The following is a 26,932-nucleotide window of genomic DNA, read 5'->3' as shown; positions in this document are numbered from 1 at the left end:
TGCATTACCACCAGACTTCCATCTGCGCACCGAAAGTCACTTCGTCGTCGTTGCCACGGCTGAAGGTGCGCGCGGTGGTGTCGTTCATCGCCAGGCCGTTATCGACGCCGCTGTCGGTGTCGTAGCCCCATTTTTCATCCCAGTTGGCGTAGGTGGCAAAGACGCGGATGGCCGGACGTGACCAGATGCTGTCGCCAGCCTGCCACTGCTGCGCCAGCGTTACTTTGTACTGGCCGTTGCGGTCGCCGGTACGCTGGGATTTCACGTTGTCATAGCCCGCTTCCAGCAGCGTGCTCATGATCGGCGTCCATTTATACATTGGCCGCACGCCCACGGTATACCAGGTCGTGCCGTTATTGTTATCGCGATCGGTATCCTGATACATCGCTACGTACATCAGACCCCATTTGTCGTTGAAATCCAGCGCGCCGTGGTCGAGTACGCGCACCATGCTGCCGTTATTGTTGATGGCGGCGCCGGTCGAATGGCCGTTAGCCGTGCCGGTACTTTCCGCCGTCATGGCGTCGGCGGCGTATTGCAGCACCAGCTTGTTGTAGCCGTTATAGATGCTCTGCGTATGTTCCGCTGTCAGCAGCCAGCCGTCTTTGGTGGCGTCATCGGCCAGCGAATAGCCGTCGCGCGCGTTGGCGCGGCCGTAATCCACGCCCAGCTCTAACACGCCGCCGGGGTTGGTTTGCAGCCCGGCCAGGCGCACGTCGAAGACGTCATTCGAGGTAGGCAGCTCGTCGCGTTGATCGGCGATATAGCCAAAGGAGCCGCCGCTTTCGGTGTTGCGCGTGGCGGCAAAAGAGAGCTTGCCGAAGCCGACGTCGATATCTTCCAGACCGGCACCCGGCCCGGAGATATCCCAGTAGTAGAAGTCGATCATATGCACGTCGTGGCGCTGGTAGAAGCGCTTACCGGCCCACATCGTGGCGCCAGGCAGCCATTCAATCAGGTTTTTGCCCTTAACGTTGGCTTCGCGGAAGGCCGGATCGGTCGATTCCCAGTCGTTCTGCTGCGATACGGAATAGGCGACGTTAGTATCAAAATAGAAACTTTTATCCCCTTCTTTCCACACTTCCTGACCCAGTTTCAGCTCCGCATAAGTTTCGCATTCGTTGCCGAGGCGATATTTGCTTTCCGCGCCGGTGGCCTTAAAACACTGCTGCTCGCCGCCGCTGCCGGACCAGCCAATGCCGGAACGGGCATAGCCGGTAAAATCTACCGCCATCGCCTGGGTGGAAAGCGCGCCGGCCACGGCCAGCGCCAGAGAGGAATTACGTATTGTTATCATCATCTTCTCCTGTAGGGGACTGTTGCTTAAACGCCAGGCTCGGGATGTAACCGACGGCAGGCCGTCCCGTCTTCACGGAACAGATGACAGCGGTGCGGCGGCAAACCAATGGCGAAAGTGGTACCTTCTTCTACCAGCACTACGTCATTCTGGCGGGAGACCAGGTTCTGACGGATGGCCGGGATCTGAATATGGATCTGCGTTTCATTGCCCAGCTGCTCGACGACCTGCACTTCGCCCGTGAGCTTTACCTCTGCGTTCTCACCCGGCAGAAGATGCTCGGGCCGGATGCCAAGCGACAGGTTGCTGCCCGGCACGACGCCGTTGCCTTCGACTTCCAGCCAGACCGCCTGCCCGTTGGGCAGTTCGACCTGCACGCGTTCCGGCTCGGCGGCAAGGATTTTCACCGGCAGAAAGTTCATCCTGGGCGAGCCGATAAAACCGGCGACGAAACGGTTGGCGGGATAGTGATAGAGCGCCAGCGGACGGCCGACCTGCACAATGCGTCCGGCGTTCAGCACCACGATTTTGTCGGCCAGCGTCATCGCTTCAACCTGATCGTGAGTGACGTAAATCATCGTGCGCTTCAGCCGCTTGTGCAGGCGGGAGATTTCAATGCGCATCTGCACGCGCAGCGCGGCGTCCAGATTGGAAAGCGGTTCATCCAGCAGGAACACCGTGGGTTCCGCCACCAGCGTGCGGCCAATCGCGACGCGCTGCCGCTGCCCGCCGGAGAGCGCTTTGGGACGACGATCCAGCAACGGCGCGAGCTGGAGGATTTCCGACACCTGATTAACCCGCCGCTCGGTTTCCTCTTTTTTCGTTCGTGCCAGCTTCAGGCCAAACGACATATTTTCGGCCACCGTCAGATGCGGATAGAGGGCGTAGGACTGAAACACCATGCCGATGCCGCGCTCGGCGGGCGGCACCTCGTTCATCCGCTTCCCGCCGATTTTTAGCTCGCCGGACGTAATTTCCTCCAGCCCGGCAATCATGCGCAGCAGAGTCGATTTCCCGCAGCCGGATGGCCCGACGAACACCACAAACTCGCCCTGTTCAATCTCCAGATTGATATCGCTGGAAATTGCGGTTTCGCCAAAGACTTTATATACGCCGCTAAGGGAAACGTTCGCCATCCTCTCTTCCTCTTCATCCGTCAGTAAACCGATTACGCCGCAGCATGACGCGCCGCCTGCCAGGAGTAATCAGCCGTCGCGCGGTTTTTGCTGGCGGAGAGGCCAGGAGGATAAAAAGCGAAGACCCACGCTCAGCGCCGGTGGCGAAAGGGGAAATACGTGATCTGCATTGCAAAAAACAACCTCTGATGGGCGGCATAAGGCCTCATTAACGACAGCCGTGCAGGCGGAGTCACAGTTTGGGCGGTGGGGGCGTAGAGCGGGGGAGGATGAAGCCGCTACCGCTTGATTGCACACTGACCGGTACGCTCTTCGCTGTCTGCAACGTGAAGAAACCTGGGGCTTACCGCTATAAGGACTCGATCATGCTCAGTATCAAGAACATTGTTAAGCACACCGCCGCCCTGTCAGCGCTGGCTACGCTGGCGCTCTCTTCCGCCGCCTTCGCCAAAATCGAAGAGGGAAAGCTGGTGATCTGGATCAACGGCGACAAGGGCTACAACGGCCTGGCGGAAGTGGGGAAAAAGTTTGAACAGGATACGGGCATCAAGGTGACGGTTGAGCATCCTGACAAGCTGGAAGAGAAGTATCCGCAGGTGGCCGCGACGGGCGACGGCCCCGACATTATTTTTTGGGCGCACGACCGTTTCGGCGGCTACGCGCAGTCCGGTCTGGTGGCGGAAGTCAGCCCGGACCAGGCTTTTAAGGATAAGCTGTTTCCGTTTACCTGGGATGCCGTGACCTTTAACGGCAAGCAGATCGGCTACCCTATCGCGGTAGAGTCGCTATCGCTGATTTATAACAAAGATTTGGTGAAGGAAGCGCCCAAAACCTGGGAAGAGATCCCGGCGCTGGATAAGACCCTGCGCGCCAAAGGCAAAAGCGCCATTATGTGGAACCTTCAGGAACCCTATTTCACCTGGCCGGTTATCGCGGCCGACGGCGGCTACGCCTATAAATATGTCGACGGCAAATACGACATCAAAAACACCGGCGTGAACAATACCGGCTCGCAGGCCGGCCTGCAGTTCATCGTCGATTTAGTCAAAAACAAGCATATCAGCCCGGATACCGACTATTCGATTGCCGAAGCGGCCTTTAACAAGGGCCAGACGGCGCTGACCATCGACGGCCCCTGGGCCTGGGCCAACCTGGATAAAAGCAAAATCAACTACGGCGTCGCCCCGCTACCGACCTTCCACGGCAAGCCTTCCCGACCGTTTGTCGGCGTGCTGACCGCCGGCATCAACGCCGCCAGCCCGAACAAAGAGCTGGCGAAAGAGTTTCTGGAAAACTACCTGATCACCGATGACGGCCTGGCGATGGTCAACAAAGATAAGCCGCTGGGCGCCGTCGCGCTGAAATCCTACCAGGCGAAGCTGGAGCAGGATCCGCGTATCGCCGCCACCATGGCTAACGCGAAAAACGGCGAAATCATGCCGAACATCCCGCAAATGAGCGGCTTCTGGTACGCCGAACGCAGCGCGATTATTAACGCCGTCAACGGCCGTCAGACCGTGCCGCAGGCGCTGAAAGACGTTGAAACCCGCATCACCCGATAGCCACTGCTGAACAAGGGGCGGCCGCTGGCGGCCCCGCGTCGAAAAGGATAGCTCCATGTCTCTGGCTCACATTCGCCGCTCTGACAGAAGATCGCCGCTAAGCCGCGTGCCCGGCTGGTTTACCCTTATCTTCTTTGCCCTGCTGGCAGGCTATTTGATCGTGCTGATGTACGCACGGGGAGAATACCTTTTTGCCATGCTGACGCTGGTGCTTTCCGGCCTGGGGCTGTTTATCTACGGCAACCGCCGCGCTTACAGCTGGCGTTATATTTATCCCGGCCTGGCCGGAATGGCGCTGTTCGTGCTGTTCCCGCTGGCATGCACCATTACCATCGCTTTTACCAACTACAGCAGCCTGCATCAGCTTACCTTTGAGCGCGCGCAGGGCGTGCTGCTGCAACAGCAGTTCCGCGCCGATAAAGCCTGGGATTTCGCTCTCTGGCCGGTGGACGACAAATGGCGGCTGACGCTGACCTCGCCCGATAACAGCGACGTGCTGGTCTCTGCGCCCTTTGCCTTTACGCCTTCCGCGCCGCAAACGCTGACGATGACCCCGCAGGCCGCACCGACCGGCAACAAAGCCGGGCTGCGGGTCATTACGCAAAATCGTCAGGCGCTGGGCCAGCTGGCCGCCAGACTGCCCGACGGCACGCTGCTGCGGATGAGTTCGCTACGGCAGTTTTCCGGCACCCGGCCGCTTTATCAGCTGGGAGAGGACGGCAAACAGCTGACCAATATCCAGAACGGGAAAGTTTACTCTCCTGATATGAGCACGGGCTTTTACCAGTCGGCGGATGCGGACGTCCTCAGTCCGGGCTTTACCGTCGGCATCGGCTGGAAAAACTTCCTGCGCGTGTTTCAGGATGCCGGTATCCAGAAGCCCTTTCTGTCGATCTTTCTCTGGACGGTGCTGTTCTCGCTGCTGACGGTGCTGCTGACCACGGCGGTCGGCATGGTGCTGGCGTGCGTGGTGCAGTGGGATCAGCTGAAAGGCAAGGCGGTTTATCGCATGCTGCTGATCCTGCCTTACGCGGTACCCGCTTTTATTTCTATTTTGATTTTCAAAGGGTTATTCAATCAAAGCTTTGGCGAAATCAACCTGCTGCTGGGCAATCTGTTCGGCATCAAGCCCGCGTGGTTCAGCGATCCCCTGACCGCCAAAACCATGCTGATTATCGTTAATACCTGGCTCGGCTATCCCTATATGATGATTTTGTGCATGGGGCTGCTGAAAGCCATTCCTGACGATCTTTACGAGGCCTCGGCAATGGATGGCGCTTCGCCGATCCAGAACTTTTTCCTGATTACGCTGCCCCTGCTGATCAAGCCGCTGACGCCACTGATGATCGCCAGCTTTGCCTTTAATTTTAATAACTTTGTGCTGGTTCAGCTGCTGACCAACGGCGGCCCCGACCGGATTGGCACCACCACGCCGGCCGGGCACACCGATTTGCTGGTCAGCTACACCTGGCGTATCGCCTTTGAGGGCGGCGGCGGACAGGATTTTGGCCTGGCCGCCGCTATCGCCACGCTGATTTTCCTGCTGGTGGGCGTGCTGGCGGTGATCAACCTGAAAGCCTCCCGCATGAAATTTGATTAAGGAAGCATTATGGCGATGGTAAAACCGAAGTCGCAGCGCCTCAGGCTGCTGGCGACGCACCTTTTCCTGCTGGGCTTTATCGCCCTGATCCTGTTCCCGCTGCTGATGGTGTTCGCCATTTCGCTGCGGCCCGGCAATTTTGCGACCGGCAGCCTGATCCCCGACACCATTTCGTGGGACCACTGGAAGCTGGCGCTGGGGATAGCGGTCACCAACGAGAACGGCACGGTGACGCCGCCGCCGTTTCCGGTGATGCTGTGGCTGTGGAACTCTGTGAAAATCGCCCTGATTACCGCCGTCGGCATCGTGGCGCTCTCCACAACCTGCGCCTACGCCTTTGCCCGCATGAAGTTTCGCGGCAAAAGCCCGCTGCTGAAAGGGATGCTGATTTTCCAGATGTTTCCGGCCGTGCTGTCGCTGGTGGCGCTCTACGCCCTGTTCGATCGTCTGGGCCTCTATATTCCTTTTCTGGGGCTGAATACGCACGGCGGGGTGATCTTCGCCTATATGGGCGGCATCGCGCTGCATGTCTGGACGATCAAAGGCTATTTCGAGTCTATCGATAACTCTCTGGAAGAGGCGGCGGCGCTGGATGGCGCCACGCCGTGGCAGGCGTTCCGGCTGGTGCTGCTGCCGCTTTCGGTGCCGATCCTGGCGGTGGTGTTTATCCTGTCGTTTATTGCCGCTATTACCGAGGTGCCGGTGGCTTCCCTGCTGCTGCGTGACGTCAACAGCTATACGCTGGCGGTGGGAATGCAGCAATATCTGAACCCGCAAAACTATCTGTGGGGCGATTTTGCGGCGGCGGCCATTCTTTCCGCTATCCCTATCACCGCCGTGTTCCTGATTGCTCAGCGCTGGCTGGTGGGCGGCCTGACCGCTGGCGGGGTGAAAGGATAAGGCAGTTCCGGGTAGCGCCAGGCTGCCCGGAAGTTATGCGTTATTGCACGCTGCTACAGGATTAGCACTGAAAATAGCGGTACCTGTACCGTTATTGCTCAATATACCTTTCCTCATTTTTGCCGATGTTTATTACCGCTGCGCCTTCTGCCGTTGTGTAAGGACCTGCTTTATCCACCACAACCTTGTGATGTTTCCATGTTGGAAACATCACAAGGTTGCGCTATCATGTTTCCACGTTGGAACGTGGCTGAGGGAAGCATGCACGTTATTTCAAGGGAGCCGTTCAGGGAAGCGGCAGAAAAATTCCCAAACGATGCAGCCGCATTGGATGCGACCTGGCTGGTTTTAAAAAGCGGTGTTTTTGCCAATCCGGATGCGTTAAAGGCACAGTTTCCCAGCCTCGACCGAATGAAATACAGGAACAAATGGTGGGTGATTGATGTCGGCGGCAATAACCTGAGGATGCTGTTTTTTGCAGACTTTGAGCGGGGCAAGATTTTTATCAAGCATATCGTTACCCATGCTGACTACGACAAGCTGGTTAAGAAGTATCGGGAGAGTAAAGAATGATTACCGAAGCCATTCAGGCAACCAATGACCTGGTTAAAATTGTCCCTTTTTTAGGCGGCAGCACCAGCAAAAAAGATTACGAGCAGGCGCTTGAACTGGTGGAGTATCTTATCGAACACGATCCTGATAGCCCATTAGTGGATATGCTGGCTGATAAAGTCGCCCGCTATGAAGATAACGCGCCTGAATTCGCTGAGTTCAATGCACGCATTACAAGGCTGCCTCGCGGCGTTGCCTTACTGCGGGTGTTGATGGATCAGCACAAGCTGACGCAATCCTCCTTTGTGGAAGAAATCGGCCAACGCTCTTACGTGAGTCGTATTCTGCGCGGTGAGCGCGCGCTCACCGATAAGCACAAGGCGCGTCTGGCGGCGCGGTTTAAATTACCGTTTGAAGCTTTTAATGAATAAATCCGACAGTAAAACAGTTTCTGCGGCCATGATGACACGGCAAAGCGGCCCTCAGGCCGCTTTTTTAATCCACCGACACCTTACGCCGCCGCCGATCGACATCCCTGATTAACGCATTCACCTCCGGGTCGGCAAACATCGCCTCCAGCGTATGGCTGAGCTTGCGCCGCCAGTTGGGATATTCGCTGCTGGTGCCGGGAATATTGACCGGCGTCGCCATATCCAGCCAGTCTTCCGGCTGCAGACCCAGCAGCGCGCTGGCGCTGTCGGCCACATAGCGTTGCAGGCCCCGGCGGATGGCAGGCGTCAGCGTGGCGCCCGCGCTGACGCTTCCCTGCGGAAGACAGCCATAATGCTCCAGGCTGGCGAGCAGGCTCTGGCGCGCCCTTTGCCGATCGGCACAAAGCCCCTGTAGCACCATTTTATCCGGGTAGAGGCCCAGCTTTTCGCCCAGCGTCAGATCGTCGCTTTGCCAGTAGCCGCGCAGCGTCGGTAAATCGTGCGTCGTCAGGGTAGCCATCGCCTGGAGCGGCCAGGACTGCGGCGCGCGAAAGCCGTTCTGCGCATCCCGCTCAAACCACAGCACCTTGTAGGAATAAACGCCTCTTTCCCGCAGCTTAGTGACGATTTCTACCGGCACCGTTCCCAAATCCTCGCCGATCACCATGCAGCGATGCCGCTGGCTTTCCAGCGCCAGCACCGCCAGCAAATCGTCAACCGGATAGTGGACATAGGCGCCTTTATCCGCCGTTTCGCCTGCCGGGATCCACCACAGGCGCAGCAGCGCCATGACATGATCGATCCGCAAAGCGCCGCAGTGGATCATGTTCGATCGCAGCAGGTCGATAAAAGGCTGGTAGGCACGGTCGATCATCGTGCGGGGATCCATCGGTCGTAAATCCCAGTTCTGTCCTTTTGGCCCCAGAATATCCGGCGGCGCGCCTACGGAAGCCTTCAGGCAGTAGAGATCGCCATCGCTCCAGGTTTCCGCGCCGTCGGCCACCACGCCGACTGCCAGATCGCGATATAACCCCGTCGGCATTTTCCGGCTGGTTTGATAGCACTGCGCCAGCTGCGTTTCGGCCAGCCATTGCAGCCAGAGGTAAAACGCCACCTCCTGCGCATGCTGTTGGCAAAAGGCTCTGACCTCTGGCCCCCGCGCGTTGCGGTACGCTTCCGGCCAGCGATCCCAGCCCCGCGCCTCGCCGCTTTCCGCCTGAAAGTGTTGATATAACGCATCAAAGGCGGCCTGAAACCAGAGGCTTTCTCCGCCCTGTTCGGTAAAGCGGGTAAAGGCCTGCCGTTCAGCTTCCTGCGGGTCACGGCCGAGAAAATGCTGCCAGGCCAGCCGCAGTCCCGCCAGCTTCAGCGCCATAACCTGCGCGTAATCCACCCACTCCGCAGCCCGCGCCGCCTGTAACGCCTGCTGCGTAGCCGCAGAATGCCACCAGCGCTGTGCGGCTTCGCTCAGGCGAAAGTCAGCCACCGCGCTGACGTCGATATAGATAACGTTCAGCCAGCGGCGGGACGAAGGGCTGTAAGGGCTGGCCGCTTCCGGGTTGCCGGGAAAAAGCGCGTGGATAGGGTTCAGACCCACAAAGGCGCCGCCCCGCGCAGCAATGTTGTCGATCATTACGGTCAGATCGCCAAAATCGCCGATGCCCCAGTTGCGCTCAGAACGCAAGGTGTAAAGCTGCACGCAGGCGCCCCACAGCTTTTTACCGGCCAGCAGCGCCTCCGGCTCGTGGCAGCGCCTGGGCGCCACGATGATCCGGCATTCCCAGCGCTGGCCGGGACGGCTCAGCGTCAGCAGGTGATAGCCCGTGGCAAGGTTTTCCGGCAGGGCTAGCGTCATGCTGCCGTGGACTCTGCCCGTCAGGCTCGCGCCCTCTTCCGGGCAAAAGTGCCAGTGGTATTCGCCTTCGCCCTCTACGGAAAGCGCAAAGCGTTCGCCGCTGGTAAAAACCTTTACCGTTGGCACCGGTCTTAGCGGCAGCTGCCGTCCCGCGCGCCAGCCCATCGCCTGCAGCAGCTCGCGCCGGGTTGCTGCCGAGATGGTCTGGGTTTTCCCGTGGGCGTTAATAAAACCGGAAGCGATACCCGCCTCCGTCGCCGCCTGCTCCAGCATCTTCTTTTCCATCTGCGCTCCTTAGCGTTTCGCCTGCCAAATGCGCTGCTGATAGTCACGGATGGCGCGATCCGAACTGAACATGCCGACTCTGGCGGTGTTCAGGATGGTGCTGCGCGTCCACTGCTGCGTATCGCGGTACAGCGCTTCAACCTGCCGCTGTGCGGCGCAGTATTCCGCGAAATCCGCCAGCACTAAATAAGGATCGCCGCCTGCAAGCAGGCTATCCAGCATTGGCCTGAACGCCTCTTTGTCACCGTCGCTGAAGAAGCCGTTTTCCAGTTCGGTCAGCAGCTTATTAAGATGCTTATCCTTTTTACGCACGCTCAGCGGGTTATAGCCTTTGCGCAGCAGCGCTTTTACCTCATCGACGGTATGACCGAAAATAAAGATATGCTCGCTGCCGACCTGTTCAGCAATTTCCACATTGGCACCATCAAGCGTGCCGACGGTGATAGCGCCGTTCAGCGCCAGCTTCATATTGCCGGTGCCGGAGGCCTCTTTGCCGGCGGTGGAGATTTGCTCTGACACATCGGCCGCCGGGATCATCAGCTCCGCCACCGACACTTTATAGTCAGGAATAAACACGACTTTCAGGCGATCGCCGACCAGCGGATCGTTGTTGATTTTTTCCGCTACCTTGTTGATGGCGTAGATAATATTTTTGGCCAGATAGTAGCCCGGCGCGGCCTTGGCACCGAACAGGAACACGCGCGGCACCATGTCCAGCTGCGGATTATCACGCAGCTGGCGGTAAAGCGAGAGGATATGCAGCAAATTCAGGTGCTGGCGCTTGTACTCGTGCAGGCGCTTGATCTGCACATCGAAGATCGCCGCCGGGTTGAGCGTAATCCCCATCGTATGCTGCACCCAGGCCGCCAGCCTGTGTTTGTTTTCCTGCTTGATTTGCCGATAGCGCTGGTGGAAGTTTTGGTCGTCGGCAAAAGCCTCCAGCCCTTTTAACGCATCCAGATCCGTCACCCATTCGGCGTTCAGCTTGCTGTCGATCAGCGCGGAGAGCGCAGGATTACACTGCCTGAGCCAGCGACGCGGCGTGATGCCGTTGGTGACGTTATGAAATTTCTCCGGCCACAGCTGGTGATAATGCGGAAACAGATCTTTGACCACCAGCTCGGAATGCAGCGCGGCGACGCCGTTGACCGCAAAGCCGCTGACCACGCAAAGATTCGCCATCCGCACCTGGCGGTTATGGTGGATAGCCACCCGCTCCCAAACGTCGGCATCGTCCGGCCAGCGCTGCTGCACCAGCACTTTAAAGCGCGCATTGATCTGCTTAATCAGCGAAAAATGACGCGGCAGCAGGCTGCGCACCAGCCTTTCATCCCAGCATTCCAGCGCTTCCGGCATCAGCGTGTGGTTGGTATAGGCAAAGGTACGGCTGACGATGGACCAGGCCGCATCCCAGTCGAGCTGGTGCTCATCCAGCAAAATGCGCAGCAGCTCCGGGATGGCGATGGTCGGATGGGTATCGTTCAGCTGGATCACCTCGTACTGCGGCAGATCTGCGATTTTTCGACCCGCCGCGTGATGACGACGCAGGATATCCGCTACCGAACAGGCGCACTGAAAATATTGCTGCATCAGGCGCAGCCGCTTGCCCGCCTGGTGATTATCGTTCGGGTAGAGGACTTTCGTCAGCTTTTCCGCCTCTACGCCCTGCCGCTCCGCCTCCAGATATTTGCCGTCGTTAAACAGGCCCAGATCGAAAGGCTGCATCGCGACGGCCTGCCACAGGCGCAGCGGCTGGGTGATGCCGTTTTGATAGCCGACCACCGGCAGATCGCTCGCCTCGCCCATCAACGAAAAAGCGGGCTGCCACTGCTCCCGGCCCTGTGCGTCTTTGCTGAGCTTGCCGCCGAAGCCGACGCTCACGGCAAGCGAGCCGTTGCGCCGAAACCAGGGGTAGGTTTCGCGATGCCAGCTGTCCGGCGCTTCCTGCTGTGCGCCGTCGTAAAAGGACTGCCGAAACAGCCCGTACTGATAATTAAGACCATAACCCACCGCAGGCTGGCCCACGGTTGCCATCGAGTCCAGAAAGCAGGCCGCCAGGCGCCCCAGTCCGCCGTTGCCCAGCGCCGGATCGACTTCCTGCTCCAGCACGTCGGTCAGGTTAACGCCCTGTTTTTTCAGCACTTCGCTGACATCATCCAGCCAGCCAAGATTGATCAGATTATTGGCGGTCAGGCGGCCGATCAAAAATTCCATCGAAATATAGTTAACGTGCCGCTGCTGCCCTGACGGCGGCGTTGGCGGGCTGGCGAGCAGCTGTTCGGCCAGTGCGGCGCTGACCGCCTGCCACCACTGGTGCTGCGTCATCGCCTGCGGCTGATACGGCGCGCACTGGCGCGTCAGCGCCGCCATAAACGTGGTTTTACTGAATATTGCCTGCATGACCTGTCCTCATAATCCCTGAATTTCCCTCATGCTGCCGATTTGCAGCGTGCGGATCATCCTCCCAACGGCGATTAGAAAGGGAGGAGCAGCAGGGCGTAGGGGAAGGCGCGACTAAGGCGAATAGCACAGCGAAAAGCGTGATTAAAAAAATGTGACGAAGTACGACTAAATGCAACATAAAAGCTTATCCTGCTTGCAATCAACGGATTGGAGGCGGACTTTAGAAAAAATGATTAATTACGGGCTTTGAAATAATTAGCCGCCCCGCTGACGCTTCCTATAAGAATCCAAAATTATGCTTATCCCTTCAAAACTGAGCCGCCCGATGCGGCTGCAAGATACGGTGGTACGCGAACGTTTACTGGCCCGGCTGGCGGTCGTCCCGGACTATCGTCTGACGCTGGTTACCAGCCCGGCCGGCTACGGCAAAACAACGCTGATGGCGCACTGGGCGGCAGGAAAAAACGCGCTGGGCTGGTATTCGCTGGATGAAAGCGACAATAAGCCGGAACGTTTTGCCAGTTATTTGATTGCGGCGGTGCAGCAGGCCACCGGCGGCCACTGCGTGAAGAGCGAAGCCTTAAGTCAAAAGCACCAGTACGCCAGCCTGAACGCGCTGTTCGCCCAGCTGTTCGTCGAGCTTGCCGACTGGCAGCAGCCGGTGATGCTGGTAATCGATGACTATCATCTGATTACCAATGCGGATATTCATGAAGGGATGCGCTTTTTTCTGCGCCATCAGCCCGATAATTTCTCACTGGTGATCCTGTCGCGCACCTTGCCGCCGCTGGGCATCGCCAATTTACGCGTGCGCGGCCAGCTGCTGGAGCTTATCGTCTCCGAACTGGCCTTTACCCACAGCGAAACCCAGCAGTTTTTTGACTGCCGCCTGAAAGAGCCCATTGAACAGGCGGACAGCAATCGCTTTTGCGACAACGTTGCCGGTTGGGCCACGGCGCTACAGCTGATTGCGCTGTCGGCCAGCCAGTCCTCTACGCCGGCTTTACAGTCTACCCAGCATTCCGCGCGCAAGCTGACCGGCCTGAACGCCAGCCATTTATCGCAATATCTGGTCGAGGAAGTGCTGGATCGGGTCGATACGCCCACCCGCGATTTTCTGCTGCGCTGCTCTTTGTTGCGCTCGATGAACGACGCGCTGATCGTCCGTCTGACCGGCAGCGATAACGGGCAGCAGCGGCTGGAAAATCTGGAAAGCCAGGGTCTGTTTCTTCACCGCATGGACGGCACCGGCGAGTGGTTTAACTTCCATCCGCTGTTCGCCTCTTTTTTGCGGCAGCGCTGCCAGTGGGAGCTGGCCGCAGAGCTGCCGGAAATCCATCGCGCCGCTGCACAAGGCTGGCTGGCGCAGGGTTTTCCGGCCGAAGCTATCCATCACGCGCTGAGCGCGGAAGATACCGGGCTGCTGCGCGATATCCTGCTACAGCACGCGTGGGCGCTGTTTAACCAAAGCGAGCTGGCCCTGCTGGAAGAGTGCCTGAACGCCCTGCGCTATGACCAGCTGATCGTCAATCCTAAGCTGGTGCTGCTCCAGGCCTGGCTGATCCAAAGCCAGCACCGCTATGTTGAAGTCGACGCGCTGCTTTCCCGCGCGGAAAGCGAGATGCAGCGCAGGAATATCTCCATGACGCAGGAGCTTGCCGCTGAATTTAACGCCCTGCGCGCTCAGGTGGCGATCAACGATGGTCGTGAGGAAGAAGCCGCCCGGCTGGCGACGGAAGCGCTGCGCTTTTTGCCGCATAACAGCTATTACAGCCGCATAGTGGCGACCTCGGTCACCGGCGAAATCCAGCACTGCAAAGGCGATCTGGCGCGCGCGCTGCCGCTGATGCAGCAGACCGAACAGATAGCCAGACGCTTTCAGGTGTACCACTACGCGCTTTGGGCCTTGCTCCAGCAAAGTGAAATTTTAATTGCGCAGGGATTTTTACAGGCCGCCTTCGAGATGCAGGATCGCGCCTTTGAGCTGGTGCATGAACAGCACCTTGAACAGCTGCCGATGCACGAATTCCTGCTGCGCCTGCGCTCTCAGGTGCTGTGGTCATGGTCAAGGCTGGACGACGCCGAACAGGCTGCTCGCCAGGGGCTGGAAGTATTAAGCAATTTCCAGCCGCAGCAGCAGCTTCAGTGTCTGGCAATGCTGGCGAAATGCGCGCTGGCCCGTGGTCAGCTTGATAACGCGCAGCACTATTTGCAGCGCTGCGAGAACCTGATCAAAACCGGCCAGTATCATAGCGACTGGGTGACCAATACCGATAAAAGCCGGGTGATTTACTGGCAGCTGACCGGCAATAAAACCGCCGCGCAGCGCTGGCTCCAGCAGGCCGGTAAACCGGGCGGCGCGGATAATCATTTTCAGCAGGGCCAGTGGCGCTCGATTGCGCGCGTACAGATCCTGCTGGAGCAGTTCAGCGAGGCGGAGGTGGTGCTGGACGAGCTGAACAGCAACGCGCGCCAGCTGCGCCTCACCAGCGATTTAAACCGTAACCTACTGTTAAGCAACCTCTTATACTGGCGAACGGGCAGGAAAAGCGACGCGCAGCGCGTGCTGATCGAAGCGCTGAGCCTGGCAAACCGCACCGGTTTTATCAGCCATTTCGTGATTGAAGGCGAAATGATGGCGCAGCAGCTCCGGCAGCTGCTGCAGCTGAACCTGCTGCCGGAGCTGGAACAACGCAGGGCGCAGCAGATCCTGCGTGAACTTAATCAGCACCATCGGCATAAGTTTGCCCATTTTGACGAAAGCTTTGTCAGTAAACTGCTGAGCCATCCGCAGGTGCCGGAGCTGATCCGCACCAGCCCGTTAACCCAGCGGGAATGGCAGGTGCTGGGGCTGATCTATTCGGGCTACAGCAACGAGCAGATCGCGGGAGAGCTGGACGTCGCGGCGACGACTATCAAAACTCATATCCGCAATCTTTATCAGAAGATGGGCATTGCGCACCGTCAGGATGCGGTACAGCACGCCCGACAGCTGCTGGAAGTGATGGGCTACGGCACCCCGGATACGGCGGTGACCTGTCAGCCTTAACTGACAAAATGCCGCTTATCCAGTTTTCTCAGCGCCAGCGCCAGCAGCAAACTGCCCAGCAGCGTCAGCGTAAACACCAGCGGGATATCCAGCAGCGGCCGATCGGTATGATCAAGATGATGCGTCCGCATAAAGTGGATAAACAGCGCGTGGAAACCATAAATTGGTAGGGAATTACGGGAAATAACGCCTAAGATCGGTAAAATTCGCGCGTTCAGCACGTTTTTAAACAGCACCAGCAGGCTGACCGCCGCGATAAAGACCGCCGGGCCGCAGTAGAGATACCAGGTATCGGCAAAGGCGCCGTTAATCGCCATCTGCTTTTTAGTGCCCAGCGCGATAACCGCCACGCAGGCGATAAAAACCGTGCCGGCCAGCCAGCTGACGGCGCGTCCGCCGGTATTCATCGTGCCGATAGCGCGGCCAAACAGCGCGTAGAGCACGTAGTAGAAGCTGTCGCCGTTGATATAAAGATTAAGCGGCAGCCAGTGAAAATGCCCGACCGACTGATCCACCGTGTTGGGATTCGCCAGCACCGCCAGCACCAGCGTCACCGCCGCCAGATAGCCCGCCCGCACGTTTTTGACCTGAATAAGGGGCGAAAGCAGGTAGATAGCGATAATCGCGAAGAAAAACCACAGGTGATAGAACACCGGCTTCTGCAAAAGCAGCCGGATGGAAATCCCCTGGCTGATAGGCGTCAGCCACGTGATATAGGCCAGCGCCACCGCGCTGTAAAACGCCAGGCAGAGCACGATGCGCAGAAAATGACGGCCCTGCGCGCTGCGCTCGCCAAAGAACAGAAAGCCGGAAATCATAAAAAAGAGCGGCACGCAGACTCTGGAAGCGGAGTTCAGCAGATTGGAGAGATCCCACGTATGTTCGCCTACTTTTGGCGCGTTGGTCACGTACCAGGTGGTGGTGTGGATCATAATCACCATCAGGCAGGCCACCGCCCGCAGGTTATCTATCCAGGCTATCTTGTCCTTCATGTTTTCCTCTGCTGGCACCAATGCGTATCAGAGGGTAGCCAGGCGGCAAGTTTTCAACAACCTGCGCCAGGGGAATATCAGACAGGAGCAGGCCTGCATCTTTCCACGCCATGATGTTTTTTTAATTGGTTAGCTTTTTTAACACCAGCCCGTCGTCCTGCAACCTTTACCTCTCTTGAAATTATAATGAATTCATTATAAATTTGATTATAACTTAAACGTTATAATTACAGATCAGGGACGATCATGTGGAAAATCATAACAACAAAACGGTTTGATGCCTGGTTTTTTGCGCAACCCGAAGATTTGCAGGACGAAATCTTAGCGGCGTTTCTCGTGTTGAGAAAAGAAGGCCCCCATACTGGACGGCCATTGGTCGATACCCTGAATGACTCAATCTATCCGAATATGAAGGAGCTACGTCTGTCATTCAAAGCCAGGCCGATAAGGGCGTTATTTGCTTTTGATCCTGTTCGTCAGGCTATTTTCCTTTGTGCTGGCGACAAAACAGGCGACCGTAGGTTCTATAAAAAATATATCACTCTCGCTGAGGCTGAGTACAAAGCTCATCTGGCGAAACTGGAGGCCCGGTAATGGCAACGTTAGACGAACTGATGAACGAAGTAAGCCCCGCACGCCGCGCTAAAATCGAGGAGCGGGCCGAAGAAATGGTGCGCGAAATCACGCTGGCGCAGATGCGTGAAGAGCTGCAAATTTCACAAACTGAACTCGCCGCAACGCTTGGCGTTAAACAACCCGCCGTCGCCCGTATGGAGCGTGTAGATAACGATCCGCGCCTGTCCACGCTTAAACGCTACGTGGCCGCGCTGGGCGGAGAACTTTCTATTGATGTCAAACTCCCGTCGGGTAAGCGAGTTGCTTACCCGCTATAAGTGTTTTCAGGCAGGCACGCAGACGGAACAGAGAACAGCCAAAGAGGCTTTGCGGCGGCATCCGCGCCTCTTCGGCCAACATCGGGCTGACTAACCGACGGTCAAAGGGTATACTGACGCCCACTTTTAAAACCGTCTCGCGTGCGAAAACAACATGCAAAAGTTTGATACCAAGACATTTCAGGGTCTGATCCTGACCTTACAGGATTACTGGGCACGCCAGGGCTGCACCATCGTGCAGCCGCTGGATATGGAAGTCGGCGCGGGCACCTCTCACCCGATGACCTGTCTGCGCGCGCTGGGGCCGGAGCCGATTGCCGCGGCCTACGTGCAGCCTTCCCGCCGTCCTACCGACGGCCGCTACGGCGAAAACCCGAACCGCTTACAGCACTATTATCAGTTCCAGGTGATCATCAAGCCGTCACCGGACAATATTCAGGAACTCTACCTCGGCTCGCTGAAAGAGCTGGGTATGGATCCGACTGTCCACGATATCCGCTTCGTGGAAGATAACTGGGAAAACCCAACGCTGGGCGCGTGGGGCCTGGGCTGGGAAGTCTGGCTGAACGGCATGGAAGTGACGCAGTTCACCTACTTCCAGCAGGTCGGCGGCCTGGAGTGCAAGCCGGTGACCGGCGAAATCACCTATGGCCTGGAGCGTCTGGCGATGTATATCCAGGGCGTGGACAGCGTTTACGATCTGGTCTGGAGCGACGGCCCGCTGGGGAAAACCACCTACGGCGACGTGTTCCATCAGAACGAGGTGGAGCAGTCTACCTATAACTTTGAGTATGCCGACGTCGACTTCCTCTTTACCTGCTTCGAGCAGTACGAAAAAGAAGCAAAAAGCCTGCTGGAGCTGGAAAAACCGCTGCCGCTGCCGGCCTACGAACGCATCCTGAAGGCAGGTCATACCTTTAACCTGCTGGACGCGCGTAAAGCTATCTCCGTGACCGAGCGCCAGCGCTATATTCTGCGCATCCGCACCCTGACCAAAGCCGTGGCTGAAGCTTACTATGCGTCTCGCGAGGCGCTGGGCTTCCCGATGTGCAATAAAAAATAAGAGGCAGCCATGACTGAAAAAACATTTCTGGTGGAGATCGGCACCGAAGAGCTGCCACCGAAGGCGCTGCGCAATCTTGCCGAAGCCTTTGCCGCGAATTTTACCGCCGAACTGGATGCCGCCGGCCTGACGCACGGCGAAGTAAACTGGTATGCCGCGCCTCGTCGTCTGGCGCTGAAGGTCGCAGACTTAAGCGCTGCGCAGCCCGATCGCGAAGTGGAAAAGCGCGGCCCGGCCATCGCCGCGGCTTTTGATGCCAACGGCGTCGCCACCAAAGCGGCGGAAGGCTGGGCGCGCGGCTGCGGTATCACCGTCGATCAGGCCGAGCGTCTGAGCACCGACAAAGGCGAATGGCTGCTGTATCGCGCCCATATGAAAGGCGAAAGCGCGCAGTCGCTGCTGCCTGCGATGGTTGCCACCTCGCTGGCGAAGCTGCCTATTCCTAAACTGATGCGCTGGGGCGATTCCGACGTGCAGTTTGTGCGTCCGGTACACACCGTGACGCTGCTGCTGGGCGAAGAGAGCATTCCGGCCACCATTCTGGGTATCGACTCCGCCCGCACTATTCGCGGCCACCGCTTTATGGGCGAGCCGGAATTCACTCTCGATAATGCCGATCAATACCCGCAGATCCTGCTGGAGCGCGGCAAGGTGCAGGCCGACTTCGAGGCGCGTAAAGCGCAGATCAAAGCCGATGCCGAAGCCGCAGCGAAAGAGATTGGCGGCCATGCCGATCTGAGCGACAGCCTGCTGGAAGAGGTAGCCTCGCTGGTAGAGTGGCCGGTAGTGCTGACGGCAAAATTCGAAGAGAAGTTCCTCGCGGTGCCGGCCGAAGCGCTGGTTTACACCATGAAAGGCGACCAGAAGTATTTCCCGGTTTACGACGATGCGGGCAAGCTGCTGCCGCACTTTATCTTTGTGACCAACATCGAGTCGAAAGATCCGTCGCAGATTATCGCCGGTAATGAAAAAGTGGTGCGTCCTCGTCTGGCCGATGCGGAATTCTTCTTTAATACCGATCGCAAACAGCGTCTGGAAGACAATCTGCCGCGTCTGGAAACCGTTCTGTTCCAGAAAGAGCTGGGCACGCTGCGCGATAAAACCGACCGCATTCAGGCGCTGGCTGGCTGGATTGCCGCACAGACTGGCGCTGACGTCAATCATGCGACCCGCGCCGGTCTGCTGTCCAAATGCGACCTGATGACCAATATGGTGTTCGAGTTCACCGACACGCAGGGCGTGATGGGCATGCACTACGCCCGTCATGATGGCGAAGCGGAAGACGTTGCCGTGGCGCTGAACGAGCAGTATCAGCCGCGCTTTGCCGGTGATGAACTGCCGTCCAACCCGGTCGCCTGCGCGCTGGCGATTGCCGACAAGATGGACACGCTGGCGGGTATTTTCGGCATCGGCCAGCATCCAAAAGGCGATAAAGATCCGTTCGCGCTGCGTCGTGCCGCGCTGGGCGTGCTGCGTATTATCGTCGAGAAGAATCTGCCGCTGGATCTGCAAACGCTGACCGAAGAAGCGGTGCGCCTGTATGGCAGCAAGCTGAGCAACGCGAAAGTGGTCGATGACGTGATCGACTTTATGCTGGGTCGCTTCCGCACCTGGTATCAGGAAGAAGGCCACAGCATCGACACCATCCAGGCCGTGCTGGCTCGTCGCCCTACTCGTCCGGCGGATTTCAACGCGCGTATGAAAGCCGTGTCCCACTTCCGCACCCTGGAAGAGGCGGCTGCGCTGGCGGCGGCTAACAAGCGTGTCTCCAACATTCTGGCGAAATCCAGCGAAACGCTGAACGACAGCGTGCAGGCCTCGCTGCTGAAAGAGAACGAAGAGATCCAGCTGGCGACCTACGTGTCTGCCTTAAGCAGCAAGCTGGCGCCTTACTTCGCGGAAGGCCGCTATCAGGATGCGCTGATCGAGCTGGCGCAGCTGCGCGCCGCCGTGGATAACTTCTTTGAGAAAGTCATGGTGAACGCGGAAGATCGTGAAGTGCGCATCAACCGTTTAACCCTGCTGACCAAACTCCGCCAGCTGTTCCTGGAAGTTGCGGATATTTCTCTGCTGCAGTAAATCCTCCTCCCACCTGAGGGAAGGGGTTTAAAGCTGACGGTAACAAACCCGCCATAACGGCGGGTTTTTTTTAGCCTTTCGCTTTCATATCAATCACAAAGCGGTACTTCACGTCGCCTTTCAGCATCCGCTCAAACGCCATTTCTACATCTTCCAGCCGGATAACTTCCACGTCTGACACAATGTTGTGCTCGCCGCAGAAATCCAGCATCTGCTGCGTTTCCGCAATGCTGCCGATAGAGGTGCCGGAAATGCTCAGACGCTTAAAGACGACCGGCGTCACGTTTGGCGACTTGTGCGGCGCATCCGGGATGCCGACCAGCACCAGATGACCGTTGGTTTTCAGCGCGTTGAGATAAGGATCGAGATCGTGCGGCGCGGCCACGCAGTCCAGAATAAAGTCGAGGCTGTTGGCCTGCGCCGCCATCTGCTCTGCATCTTTAGACACCACCACGCTGCTGGCGCCCAGGCGCAGCGCATCTTCGCCTTTGGCCGGCGAAGTGGTAAACAGCACCACTTCCGCGCCCAGCGCGCTGGCCAGCTTGACGGCCATATGCCCTAAACCGCCCAGGCCAATAACGCCCACGCGCTGGCCGGGCTGAATATTCCAGTGTTTAAGCGGCGACCAGGTGGTTACGCCCGCGCACAGCAGCGGCGCGACCGCGCTCAGCGTCAGGTTTTCCGGCACGTTAACCACGAACTTGCTGTCTACGACGATGCTGTCGGAATAGCCGCCGAAGGTTTTGCCGCCGATAACTTTTTCTTCGCCGTTATAGGTCGCGGTAAAACCTTCTTCGCAATACTGCTCTTCGCCCTGACTGCACTGCGAGCAGTGGCCGCAGGAGTCGACCATCACGCCGACGCCGACCAGGTCGCCTGCTTTAAAGGCGCTAACGTCGCTGCCGGTAGCAATCACGCGGCCTACAATTTCATGGCCGGGCACCAGCGGAAACGTGCTGACGCCCCATTCGTTGCGCGCCATATGCAGATCGGAGTGGCAAACGCCGCAGTAGTGGATATCAATATGCACATCGCCGGCTTGCAGTTCGCGGCGCTGAAATTCGAATGGTTCAAGAGAAGTAGTGGCAGATTTTGCTGCCAGGCCTTTAACCTGCATGTGGCTGTCCCCTGTTGGGCAAAGCCGCGTAGAGTAGAGAAATGCGCGGGCCGGGGCAAGCCGGAATTGTAAATGAGAATATGAGCGCCGGACGCCTCGCTTAAAACACAAAACCCGCCAGCGGGCGGGTTTTTCAATTACTGGCACAGCAAAAGACCGTTTTTTACTATCCCAGCAGCTCACGGCTGAGACAAGGATTTGATTGGATCAACAGCATTAATTTTTGAGCACTGCGCGAAGGTTTACTGCGCTTCGCTTCCCAGCTCTTAACCGAGGAAACACTAACGCCCATTGCCAGGGCAAACTCATCAACTTCCATGCCGGTAATTTCCCGTATGCGTTTTGGTTCGGGCATTAACACTTCACCCTTTAATGCGGGAGCGGCCTGGATAACTTCACGCGTAAGCACAATGTGCTCAAGGCTGGACAACAACTCACCCATTGGGTCTTTAACTTCCATAGAGCACTCCTCATAAAAATCACGAATGTGAACAACCAGAGGGAGGATCTGAGGCCCAGATCCCGAATGCTGGCGAACAACAGCCTGAGGAGCTCATTGAGACAGCGCAGGTTAACGCCAGGATTTTTAGTATGGGCGCAAACTCAAACTTTTGCGCTCAAATTTTTGACTATTTTTTAAACCTGAACGCCAAAAATCTTTACATCCCGACAGACGGCTTCAGGCTACGCCATACGGGGCCTGAGGTGGTAACGATTACAGGAAACTGGACAGAGAGTAAGCAGAACGGTAGTTATCAGAAAATTCCTAACACATGGATAACTTTGCTGCTGACAGAAAAAATAAAGCGGCGCATTAGGGCAGATTAAGCGTAGCCGTCAGCGTGGCGGTTTTGCTCTTTGCCGCTGGCGTAGAACAGAGCGTTTCTGCGCCACATTCGGCCCGGTTAAGCGTTTGATTATTCACAATCTGGCAGAGTGAGTATTCCGCGCCGCTAAAAATTCTATTAATAACAATCCGACAGATGGATTATTCGGCGGCGCTAAAAATCCTGTTAATAACAATCTGGCCGATTAATTATTAAAAATGCCATTACTAACAATCCGGCAGATTGATTATTTGGCGCCTCTCCTTTACCGCTACGGAAAAAGCTATCTGGTCAATTTGCTATGCCCCGCCATTAATCTGCACGCCGGTGGCGCTTTATGTCTGCCCACATCTGCACCAAAAAGCGGCATCTTACTGCCTGCCGTTTCCCACCCGGCTGAACAAGTAAAATTTATAATATTTAAATTCAAACGCTTACGTAAATAACCGCGCCGCTCTGCCGTACCAATTCAATATTGGTTCGCTTTTTGCCTCTGTTATCTCCGTGGCTGGCCGTTCGATTACCGCTGCCGTCGCACTATTTCAGGGGCTGAAGAAGCGAACCAATCATGACTGATACAACAAATTCCACCAGTTCCCATTCCGCGCTGGAAAAGCTGCGCCAGCTGATCCAGCAGCAGGAAGCCCAACCGGCTAACCCGCTGCCTACTGAACGGGAGCTGGCCGAACGGTTTTGCGTGGGCCGTCGTGAGATCCGCCGGGCGCTGGACGTGCTGGAAGAAGAAGGCCGCATCTGGCGCAAGCAGGGTAAAGGCACGTTTGTCGGCCCGGCCGCGCCGGTTCAGCCGCTGGCGCTGCACGATTTGCCGCAGCGCTCAAATCTGCTGGAAGTGATGGAGGCCCGTATTCAGCTGGAGCCGGGGCTGGCTCGTCTGGCCGCCCTGCGGGCCAGCGGCGAGCAGGTTGCGCTGATGCAGCGGCTGATGGAGAGGATGCAGAGCATCGCCCCGGACGACAGCGATCGGCACGAACTGTGGGACAGCGCGTTTCACCGGGCTATCGCCGAAGCTGCAGGCAACCGTCTGATGCTGGGGTTGTTCGACGCGGTCGACGCGGTTCGCCGGGATCCGGGCTGGCAGCACCTGCGCGTGCTGGCGCGAACGACGGATCGGCTGCACAGCTACGACGACCATCACCAGCGGCTGGTGCAACATATCGCGGAGCGGCAGCCGCAGGAGGCCGCCGCGGCCATGCGTGAACATTTACTGGCGCTGCAACAGGCGCTCATCGAAGCGCTCAGCGGTGATAAAGAGGAGCTGCCATGAAGGCCACAACGCCGGTGCTGGCTCTGCGCCAGCTCAACGTTCGTTTTAAAGGCAGTCCCGTCAGCGTGCTGGACGATATTTCGCTTCAGGTCGAAGCTGGCGAAACGCTGGCGCTGGTCGGCGAATCCGGCTGCGGTAAAAGCATCACCTCGCTGGCGCTGATGGGCCTGCTGCCCGACAGCGCGGAGATCGTTCAGGGCGAAATCACTTTTCTCAATCGGCCGCTACAAACCCTGAACGCACGCGACTATGCCGATCTGCGCGGCAACGAGCTGGCGATGATTTTTCAGGAGCCGATGACCTCGCTCAATCCCGCTTTCACGCTGGGCGATCAGCTGAGCGAAGCCGTGATGCGTCATCATGCGGTAAACCGCCGTGAAGCGATGGCCGTAGCGCTGGCAATATTAGAAAAGGTGCAGATCCCGGCGGCGGAAATGCGGCTGAAAGCCTATCCACACCAGCTTTCCGGCGGGATGCGCCAGCGCGTGATGATCGCGATGGCGCTCATCAACCGGCCAAAGCTGTTGATTGCCGACGAGCCTACCACCGCGCTGGACGTTACCATCCAGGCGCAGATCCTGGCGCTGCTTAACAGCTTGCAGAAGGAAACCGGCACGGCGGTGCTGATGATTACGCATGACCTGGGCGTGGTTGCCGAAGTGGCGCAGCGCGTGGCGGTGATGTATGCCGGACAGGTGGTCGAAACCGGCGACGTCGCGGAAATTTTCCGCGATCCGCAGCATCCCTACACGATTGGCCTGATGGGTTCCATTCCCGGCGCCGCTACCCGCACCACTACGCTGGCCACCATTCCTGGCGCCGTGCCGCTGCCGGAACAGATGCCCCAGGGCTGCCGCTTCGCCACCCGCTGTCCGTTTGCCGAAAAACGCTGCCACCAGCATAAACCCGCCCTGCAAGCTATCGGCGTCCGCCATCAGGTCGCCTGTTTTCGCGCCCCGCTGGAAGAGCACGTGACGTCTGGAGAATGCGCATGACCTTACCCATCCTTGAATGTAGCGATTTAACAAAAACCTTTCCTGGCCCGACGCGGCTATTTAAGCGCAACCCTCACGTCACGGCTGTCGATCGCATTTCGTTGCAGGTGATGCCGGGCGAAACGCTGGCTATTGTCGGGGAATCAGGCAGTGGCAAATCGACGCTGGGTCGGCTGCTGCTGCGGCTGCTCGCCCCTTCTCAGGGGCAGGTTTTTTATCAGGGCGAAGAGATCACCAAAGCCAGCGGCACACGTCTGAATCAGCTGCGTCGTGAACTACAGATTATTTTTCAGGATCCCTTCGCCTCGCTTAACCCGCGCATGACCGTGGAGCATATCGTCGGCGAACCCTTATGGCTGCACGAGTCGCTATCTGGCAGCCAACGGCAGGAAAAAGTCGCCGAACTGCTGCAAACGGTTGGCCTTCCCGCCGTCTGGGCACGGCGCTATCCGCATGAGTTTTCCGGCGGCCAGCGCCAGCGTATCGGTATTGCCCGCGCGCTGGCTTCCGGCCCGAAGCTGCTGCTGGGCGATGAGCCGGTTTCGGCGCTGGACGTGTCGGTACAGGCGCAGGTAGTGAATCTGCTGGAAAGCCTGAAGCAGCAGTTCGGCCTGACCATGATCGTGGTGGCGCACGGTCTGGGCGTGATCCGCCATATGAGCGATCGCGTCGCGGTGATGTATCTGGGGCAGATTGTAGAGCTGGCGACGGTAGAGGAAATTTTCGATGCGCCGCTGCATCCCTATACCCAGGCGCTGATCGCTTCGGCTCCCCGATTGCAGCCGGGTGCCGCTCGCCAAATTCCCGTTTTGCAGGGCGACTTGCCCAATCCCGCCGCGCCGCCAAAGGGCTGTCGTTTTCATACGCGCTGCCCTTACGTCAGCGACGAATGCCGCGTGCTGGAACCCATTCAGCAGGTCATTGCCGGTGGCCGCCAGGTGGCCTGCCACCGCTGGCAGGAGATCAATCGTGACCGCAGCGTGATTACCGTTACGCCGCCTTCAGACGCTTTTCTGCGCCGTCGCGCGCTATTCGATCGGGCGGTAAAACACCGCGCTTTAACCTCTTTGGGAGAGATAACGCCATGAATCTACGCCATACTTCACTCGCCGCCCTTAGTGGCCTGCTGCTGCTGGGCAGTTTACCGGCGCAGGCGGAAAGCACGCTGCGGATCGGCCTGGGCGCCGATCCGGATATGCTCGACCCGCACCTTGCCCGCACCTACTATGGCCGCTTTGTCTTTGCCGCGCTCTGCGATCGTCTGGTGGATATTGATGAAAAGCTACAGGTGGTACCGGGCCTTGCGACCGACTGGAAATGGAGCGAGGACGGCAAAACGTTAACCATGAACCTGCGCCAGGGCGTGACTTTTCAGGACGGCGAAAAGTTTGATGCTGCTGCGGTAAAATTCAATCTCGATCGTGCCATGACGCTGCCCGGCTCGCTGCGTAAAAGCGAGCTTTCTTCCGTTGAGTCGGTGGAGGTGGCTTCGCCTTCTCAGGTTATTCTGCATCTGAAAAATGCCGACGCGGCGCTGCTCAGCCAGCTGACCGATCGCGCTGGCACAATGCTGGCGCCGAAAGCCGCCGTAAAGCCTGATTTTGCCATGCATCCGGTCTGTTCCGGCCCTTATCAGTTTGCCAGCCGGGTGCAGCAGGATCGCATCGTCCTGAAACGCTTTGACCACTACTGGAATAAGTCGGCCTATCATTTTGATAAGGTGGTTTTTTTGCCCATTCCCGATGCCTCGGTGCGCCTGGCTAATCTGCGTTCCGGCGATCTCGATCTGACCGAAGGCATTGCCGCCAGCGATGTCAAAACCGTTACCGCCGACAGCCGCCTGAGCCTGGTCAAAGTCACCGGACTGGGCTATCAGGGCATCACGTTTAATATCGCTAACGGCAAAACCGCGCCGGACAGCCCGTTTGCAAAAGATGCCCGCGTGCGTGAGGCTTTTTCGCTGGCTATCGATCGCGACGCGCTGAATCAGGTGGCGTTTGAAGGCCAGTACACGCCAGCCAACCAGGCTTTCTCCCCCGTCAGCCCTTACCACGTTAAGCTGCCCGTTCCCGCGCGCGACGTGGAAAAAGCCAAAGCGCTGCTTGCCGCCACCGGCGTGAAAACGCCGCTCAACGTAACGCTGCTGGTCACCAACAATCCCACCTCGCAGCAGGTAGGCCAGGTGATCCAGGCGATGGTCAGCGAGGCGGGCTTTAACGTGAACCTGCAAATGAGCGAGTTTGCTACCTTGCTGGATCGCCAGCAGCGCGGCGACTTTCAGCTCAACCTTTCCGGCTGGTCAGGCCGTCCCGATCCTGACGGCAGCATCTTCGCGTTTATCAACAGCAAAGGCACCCTGAACGATGGCCGCTACGGCAATCCACAGGTGGATAGCTGGCTGACCGAAGCCCGCCAGACCAACGATATAGCCGCCCGTCAGGCGTTGTATAACAAGGTGGTGCAGCAGCTACAAAGCGATATGCCGATCGCTTACCTCTATTTTGAACCGCGTATTTTTGGCATGACCAAAAAACTCCAGGGCTTTAAGGCCTGGCCGGACGGGCTGGTGCGCCTGGCTGGCGTAACGATGACGCCGTAAGGCGCAGGAGCG

Annotated in this window: 22 protein-coding genes; 15 read left to right on the top strand and 7 right to left on the bottom strand. The window is 57.9% G+C overall.

All coding sequences use genetic code 11. From position 1 onward, the window contains the following. Positions 1–4 precede the first annotated feature (4 nt). The gene (locus AB3U87_RS13050) at positions 5–1,300 is read right to left on the bottom strand and encodes a maltoporin (RefSeq protein ID WP_199746425.1); all 1,296 of its coding nucleotides are present in this window, start codon (positions 1,298–1,300) and stop codon (positions 5–7) included. A 23-nt stretch (positions 1,301–1,323) separates the two neighbouring features. After that, positions 1,324–2,433, bottom strand: coding sequence for a maltose/maltodextrin ABC transporter ATP-binding protein MalK (gene malK / locus AB3U87_RS13045; RefSeq protein WP_253456594.1), 1,110 nt, complete (start codon positions 2,431–2,433; stop codon positions 1,324–1,326). A 365-nt stretch (positions 2,434–2,798) separates the two neighbouring features. Here malK and malE point away from each other — a divergent pair, with 365 nt between their 5' ends. The 5 genes from malE (at position 2,799) to AB3U87_RS13020 (ending at position 7,478) form a co-directional block, all read left to right on the top strand. Further along, a complete protein-coding gene (gene malE / locus AB3U87_RS13040; RefSeq protein ID WP_253456596.1) occupies positions 2,799–3,995 on the top strand; it encodes a maltose/maltodextrin ABC transporter substrate-binding protein MalE in 1,197 nt (398 codons plus the stop codon). A gap of 55 nt (positions 3,996–4,050) precedes the next feature. Then, positions 4,051–5,595 (top strand): maltose ABC transporter permease MalF, encoded by a 1,545-nt coding sequence (malF, locus tag AB3U87_RS13035; protein ID WP_394149306.1) that lies wholly within the window; start codon positions 4,051–4,053, stop codon positions 5,593–5,595. 9 nt (positions 5,596–5,604) lie between these two features. Next, positions 5,605–6,495, top strand: a complete 891-nt coding sequence (gene malG / locus AB3U87_RS13030) for a maltose ABC transporter permease MalG (RefSeq protein ID WP_253456600.1) — start codon at positions 5,605–5,607, stop codon at positions 6,493–6,495. A gap of 261 nt (positions 6,496–6,756) precedes the next feature. Continuing rightward, a complete protein-coding gene (locus tag AB3U87_RS13025; RefSeq protein WP_301251611.1) occupies positions 6,757–7,068 on the top strand; it encodes a type II toxin-antitoxin system HigB family toxin in 312 nt (103 codons plus the stop codon). Continuing rightward, complete coding sequence (locus AB3U87_RS13020; RefSeq protein ID WP_394149304.1) at positions 7,065–7,478, top strand: helix-turn-helix domain-containing protein; 414 nt, start codon at positions 7,065–7,067, stop codon at positions 7,476–7,478. The genes AB3U87_RS13025 and AB3U87_RS13020 overlap by 4 nt, the downstream gene beginning before the upstream one ends. A 64-nt stretch (positions 7,479–7,542) precedes the next feature. On the opposite strand, the gene malQ is transcribed toward AB3U87_RS13020, so the two are convergent. Both malQ and malP read right to left on the bottom strand, forming a co-directional pair. Continuing rightward, a complete protein-coding gene (gene malQ / locus AB3U87_RS13015) occupies positions 7,543–9,618 on the bottom strand; it encodes a 4-alpha-glucanotransferase (RefSeq protein WP_301251533.1) in 2,076 nt (691 codons plus the stop codon). A gap of 9 nt (positions 9,619–9,627) precedes the next feature. Further along, a complete protein-coding gene (malP, locus tag AB3U87_RS13010) occupies positions 9,628–12,018 on the bottom strand; it encodes a maltodextrin phosphorylase (protein WP_301251534.1) in 2,391 nt (796 codons plus the stop codon). Positions 12,019–12,316: 298 nt separating this feature from the next. On the opposite strand from malP, the gene malT reads away from it, so the two are divergent. Further along, the gene (gene malT, locus AB3U87_RS13005) at positions 12,317–15,070 is read left to right on the top strand and encodes an HTH-type transcriptional regulator MalT (protein ID WP_253456610.1); all 2,754 of its coding nucleotides are present in this window, start codon (positions 12,317–12,319) and stop codon (positions 15,068–15,070) included. Here malT and AB3U87_RS13000 read toward each other — a convergent pair. Further along, positions 15,067–16,062: an acyltransferase gene (locus tag AB3U87_RS13000; RefSeq protein WP_253456612.1), complete on the bottom strand. Its 996-nt coding sequence runs from the start codon at positions 16,060–16,062 to the stop codon at positions 15,067–15,069. The two genes, malT and AB3U87_RS13000, sit on opposite strands and share 4 nt — an antisense overlap. A 246-nt stretch (positions 16,063–16,308) precedes the next feature. Here AB3U87_RS13000 and AB3U87_RS12995 point away from each other — a divergent pair, with 246 nt between their 5' ends. From AB3U87_RS12995 to glyS, 4 genes are all read left to right on the top strand, one after another. Then, positions 16,309–16,656: a type II toxin-antitoxin system RelE/ParE family toxin gene (locus AB3U87_RS12995; RefSeq protein WP_253456614.1), complete on the top strand. Its 348-nt coding sequence runs from the start codon at positions 16,309–16,311 to the stop codon at positions 16,654–16,656. Continuing rightward, a complete protein-coding gene (locus AB3U87_RS12990; RefSeq protein WP_253456616.1) occupies positions 16,656–16,955 on the top strand; it encodes a helix-turn-helix domain-containing protein in 300 nt (99 codons plus the stop codon). The genes AB3U87_RS12995 and AB3U87_RS12990 overlap by 1 nt, the downstream gene beginning before the upstream one ends. A gap of 154 nt (positions 16,956–17,109) precedes the next feature. Beyond that, positions 17,110–18,018, top strand: coding sequence for a glycine--tRNA ligase subunit alpha (glyQ, locus tag AB3U87_RS12985; protein WP_253456618.1), 909 nt, complete (start codon positions 17,110–17,112; stop codon positions 18,016–18,018). Between the two features lie 9 nt (positions 18,019–18,027). Next, entirely contained in the window at positions 18,028–20,097 is a 2,070-nt protein-coding gene (glyS, locus tag AB3U87_RS12980; RefSeq protein ID WP_253456621.1) for a glycine--tRNA ligase subunit beta, read from the top strand. Positions 20,098–20,167: 70 nt separating this feature from the next. Here the strand turns inward: glyS and AB3U87_RS12975 are convergent, their stop codons facing one another. Together AB3U87_RS12975 and AB3U87_RS12970 are read right to left on the bottom strand one after the other, a co-directional pair. Further along, positions 20,168–21,214, bottom strand: a complete 1,047-nt coding sequence (locus AB3U87_RS12975) for an NAD(P)-dependent alcohol dehydrogenase (protein ID WP_394149299.1) — start codon at positions 21,212–21,214, stop codon at positions 20,168–20,170. A 166-nt stretch (positions 21,215–21,380) separates the two neighbouring features. Continuing rightward, positions 21,381–21,674 (bottom strand): HTH-type transcriptional regulator, encoded by a 294-nt coding sequence (locus AB3U87_RS12970; protein ID WP_125289253.1) that lies wholly within the window; start codon positions 21,672–21,674, stop codon positions 21,381–21,383. A gap of 131 nt (positions 21,675–21,805) precedes the next feature. Here AB3U87_RS12970 and AB3U87_RS12965 point away from each other — a divergent pair, with 131 nt between their 5' ends. From AB3U87_RS12965 to AB3U87_RS12945, 5 genes are all read left to right on the top strand, one after another. Then, a complete protein-coding gene (locus AB3U87_RS12965; protein WP_301251539.1) occupies positions 21,806–22,042 on the top strand; it encodes a hypothetical protein in 237 nt (78 codons plus the stop codon). Between the two features lie 567 nt (positions 22,043–22,609). Then, positions 22,610–23,326, top strand: a complete 717-nt coding sequence (locus AB3U87_RS12960) for a FadR/GntR family transcriptional regulator (RefSeq protein ID WP_253456634.1) — start codon at positions 22,610–22,612, stop codon at positions 23,324–23,326. Next, positions 23,323–24,321, top strand: a complete 999-nt coding sequence (locus AB3U87_RS12955; protein WP_253456636.1) for an ABC transporter ATP-binding protein — start codon at positions 23,323–23,325, stop codon at positions 24,319–24,321. The genes AB3U87_RS12960 and AB3U87_RS12955 overlap by 4 nt, the downstream gene beginning before the upstream one ends. Further along, entirely contained in the window at positions 24,318–25,409 is a 1,092-nt protein-coding gene (locus AB3U87_RS12950; RefSeq protein ID WP_394149296.1) for an ABC transporter ATP-binding protein, read from the top strand. Before AB3U87_RS12955 ends, AB3U87_RS12950 begins: the two co-directional genes overlap by 4 nt. Then, positions 25,406–26,920 (top strand): ABC transporter substrate-binding protein, encoded by a 1,515-nt coding sequence (locus AB3U87_RS12945; protein WP_394149294.1) that lies wholly within the window; start codon positions 25,406–25,408, stop codon positions 26,918–26,920. Before AB3U87_RS12950 ends, AB3U87_RS12945 begins: the two co-directional genes overlap by 4 nt. Positions 26,921–26,932 lie beyond the last annotated feature (12 nt).

This window comes from Erwinia plantamica (assembly GCF_043420595.1).
In the GTDB taxonomy this organism is placed as follows: Bacteria; Pseudomonadota; Gammaproteobacteria; order Enterobacterales; family Enterobacteriaceae; genus Erwinia; species Erwinia aeris.
This window is presented reverse-complemented; position numbering and strand designations above follow the sequence as displayed.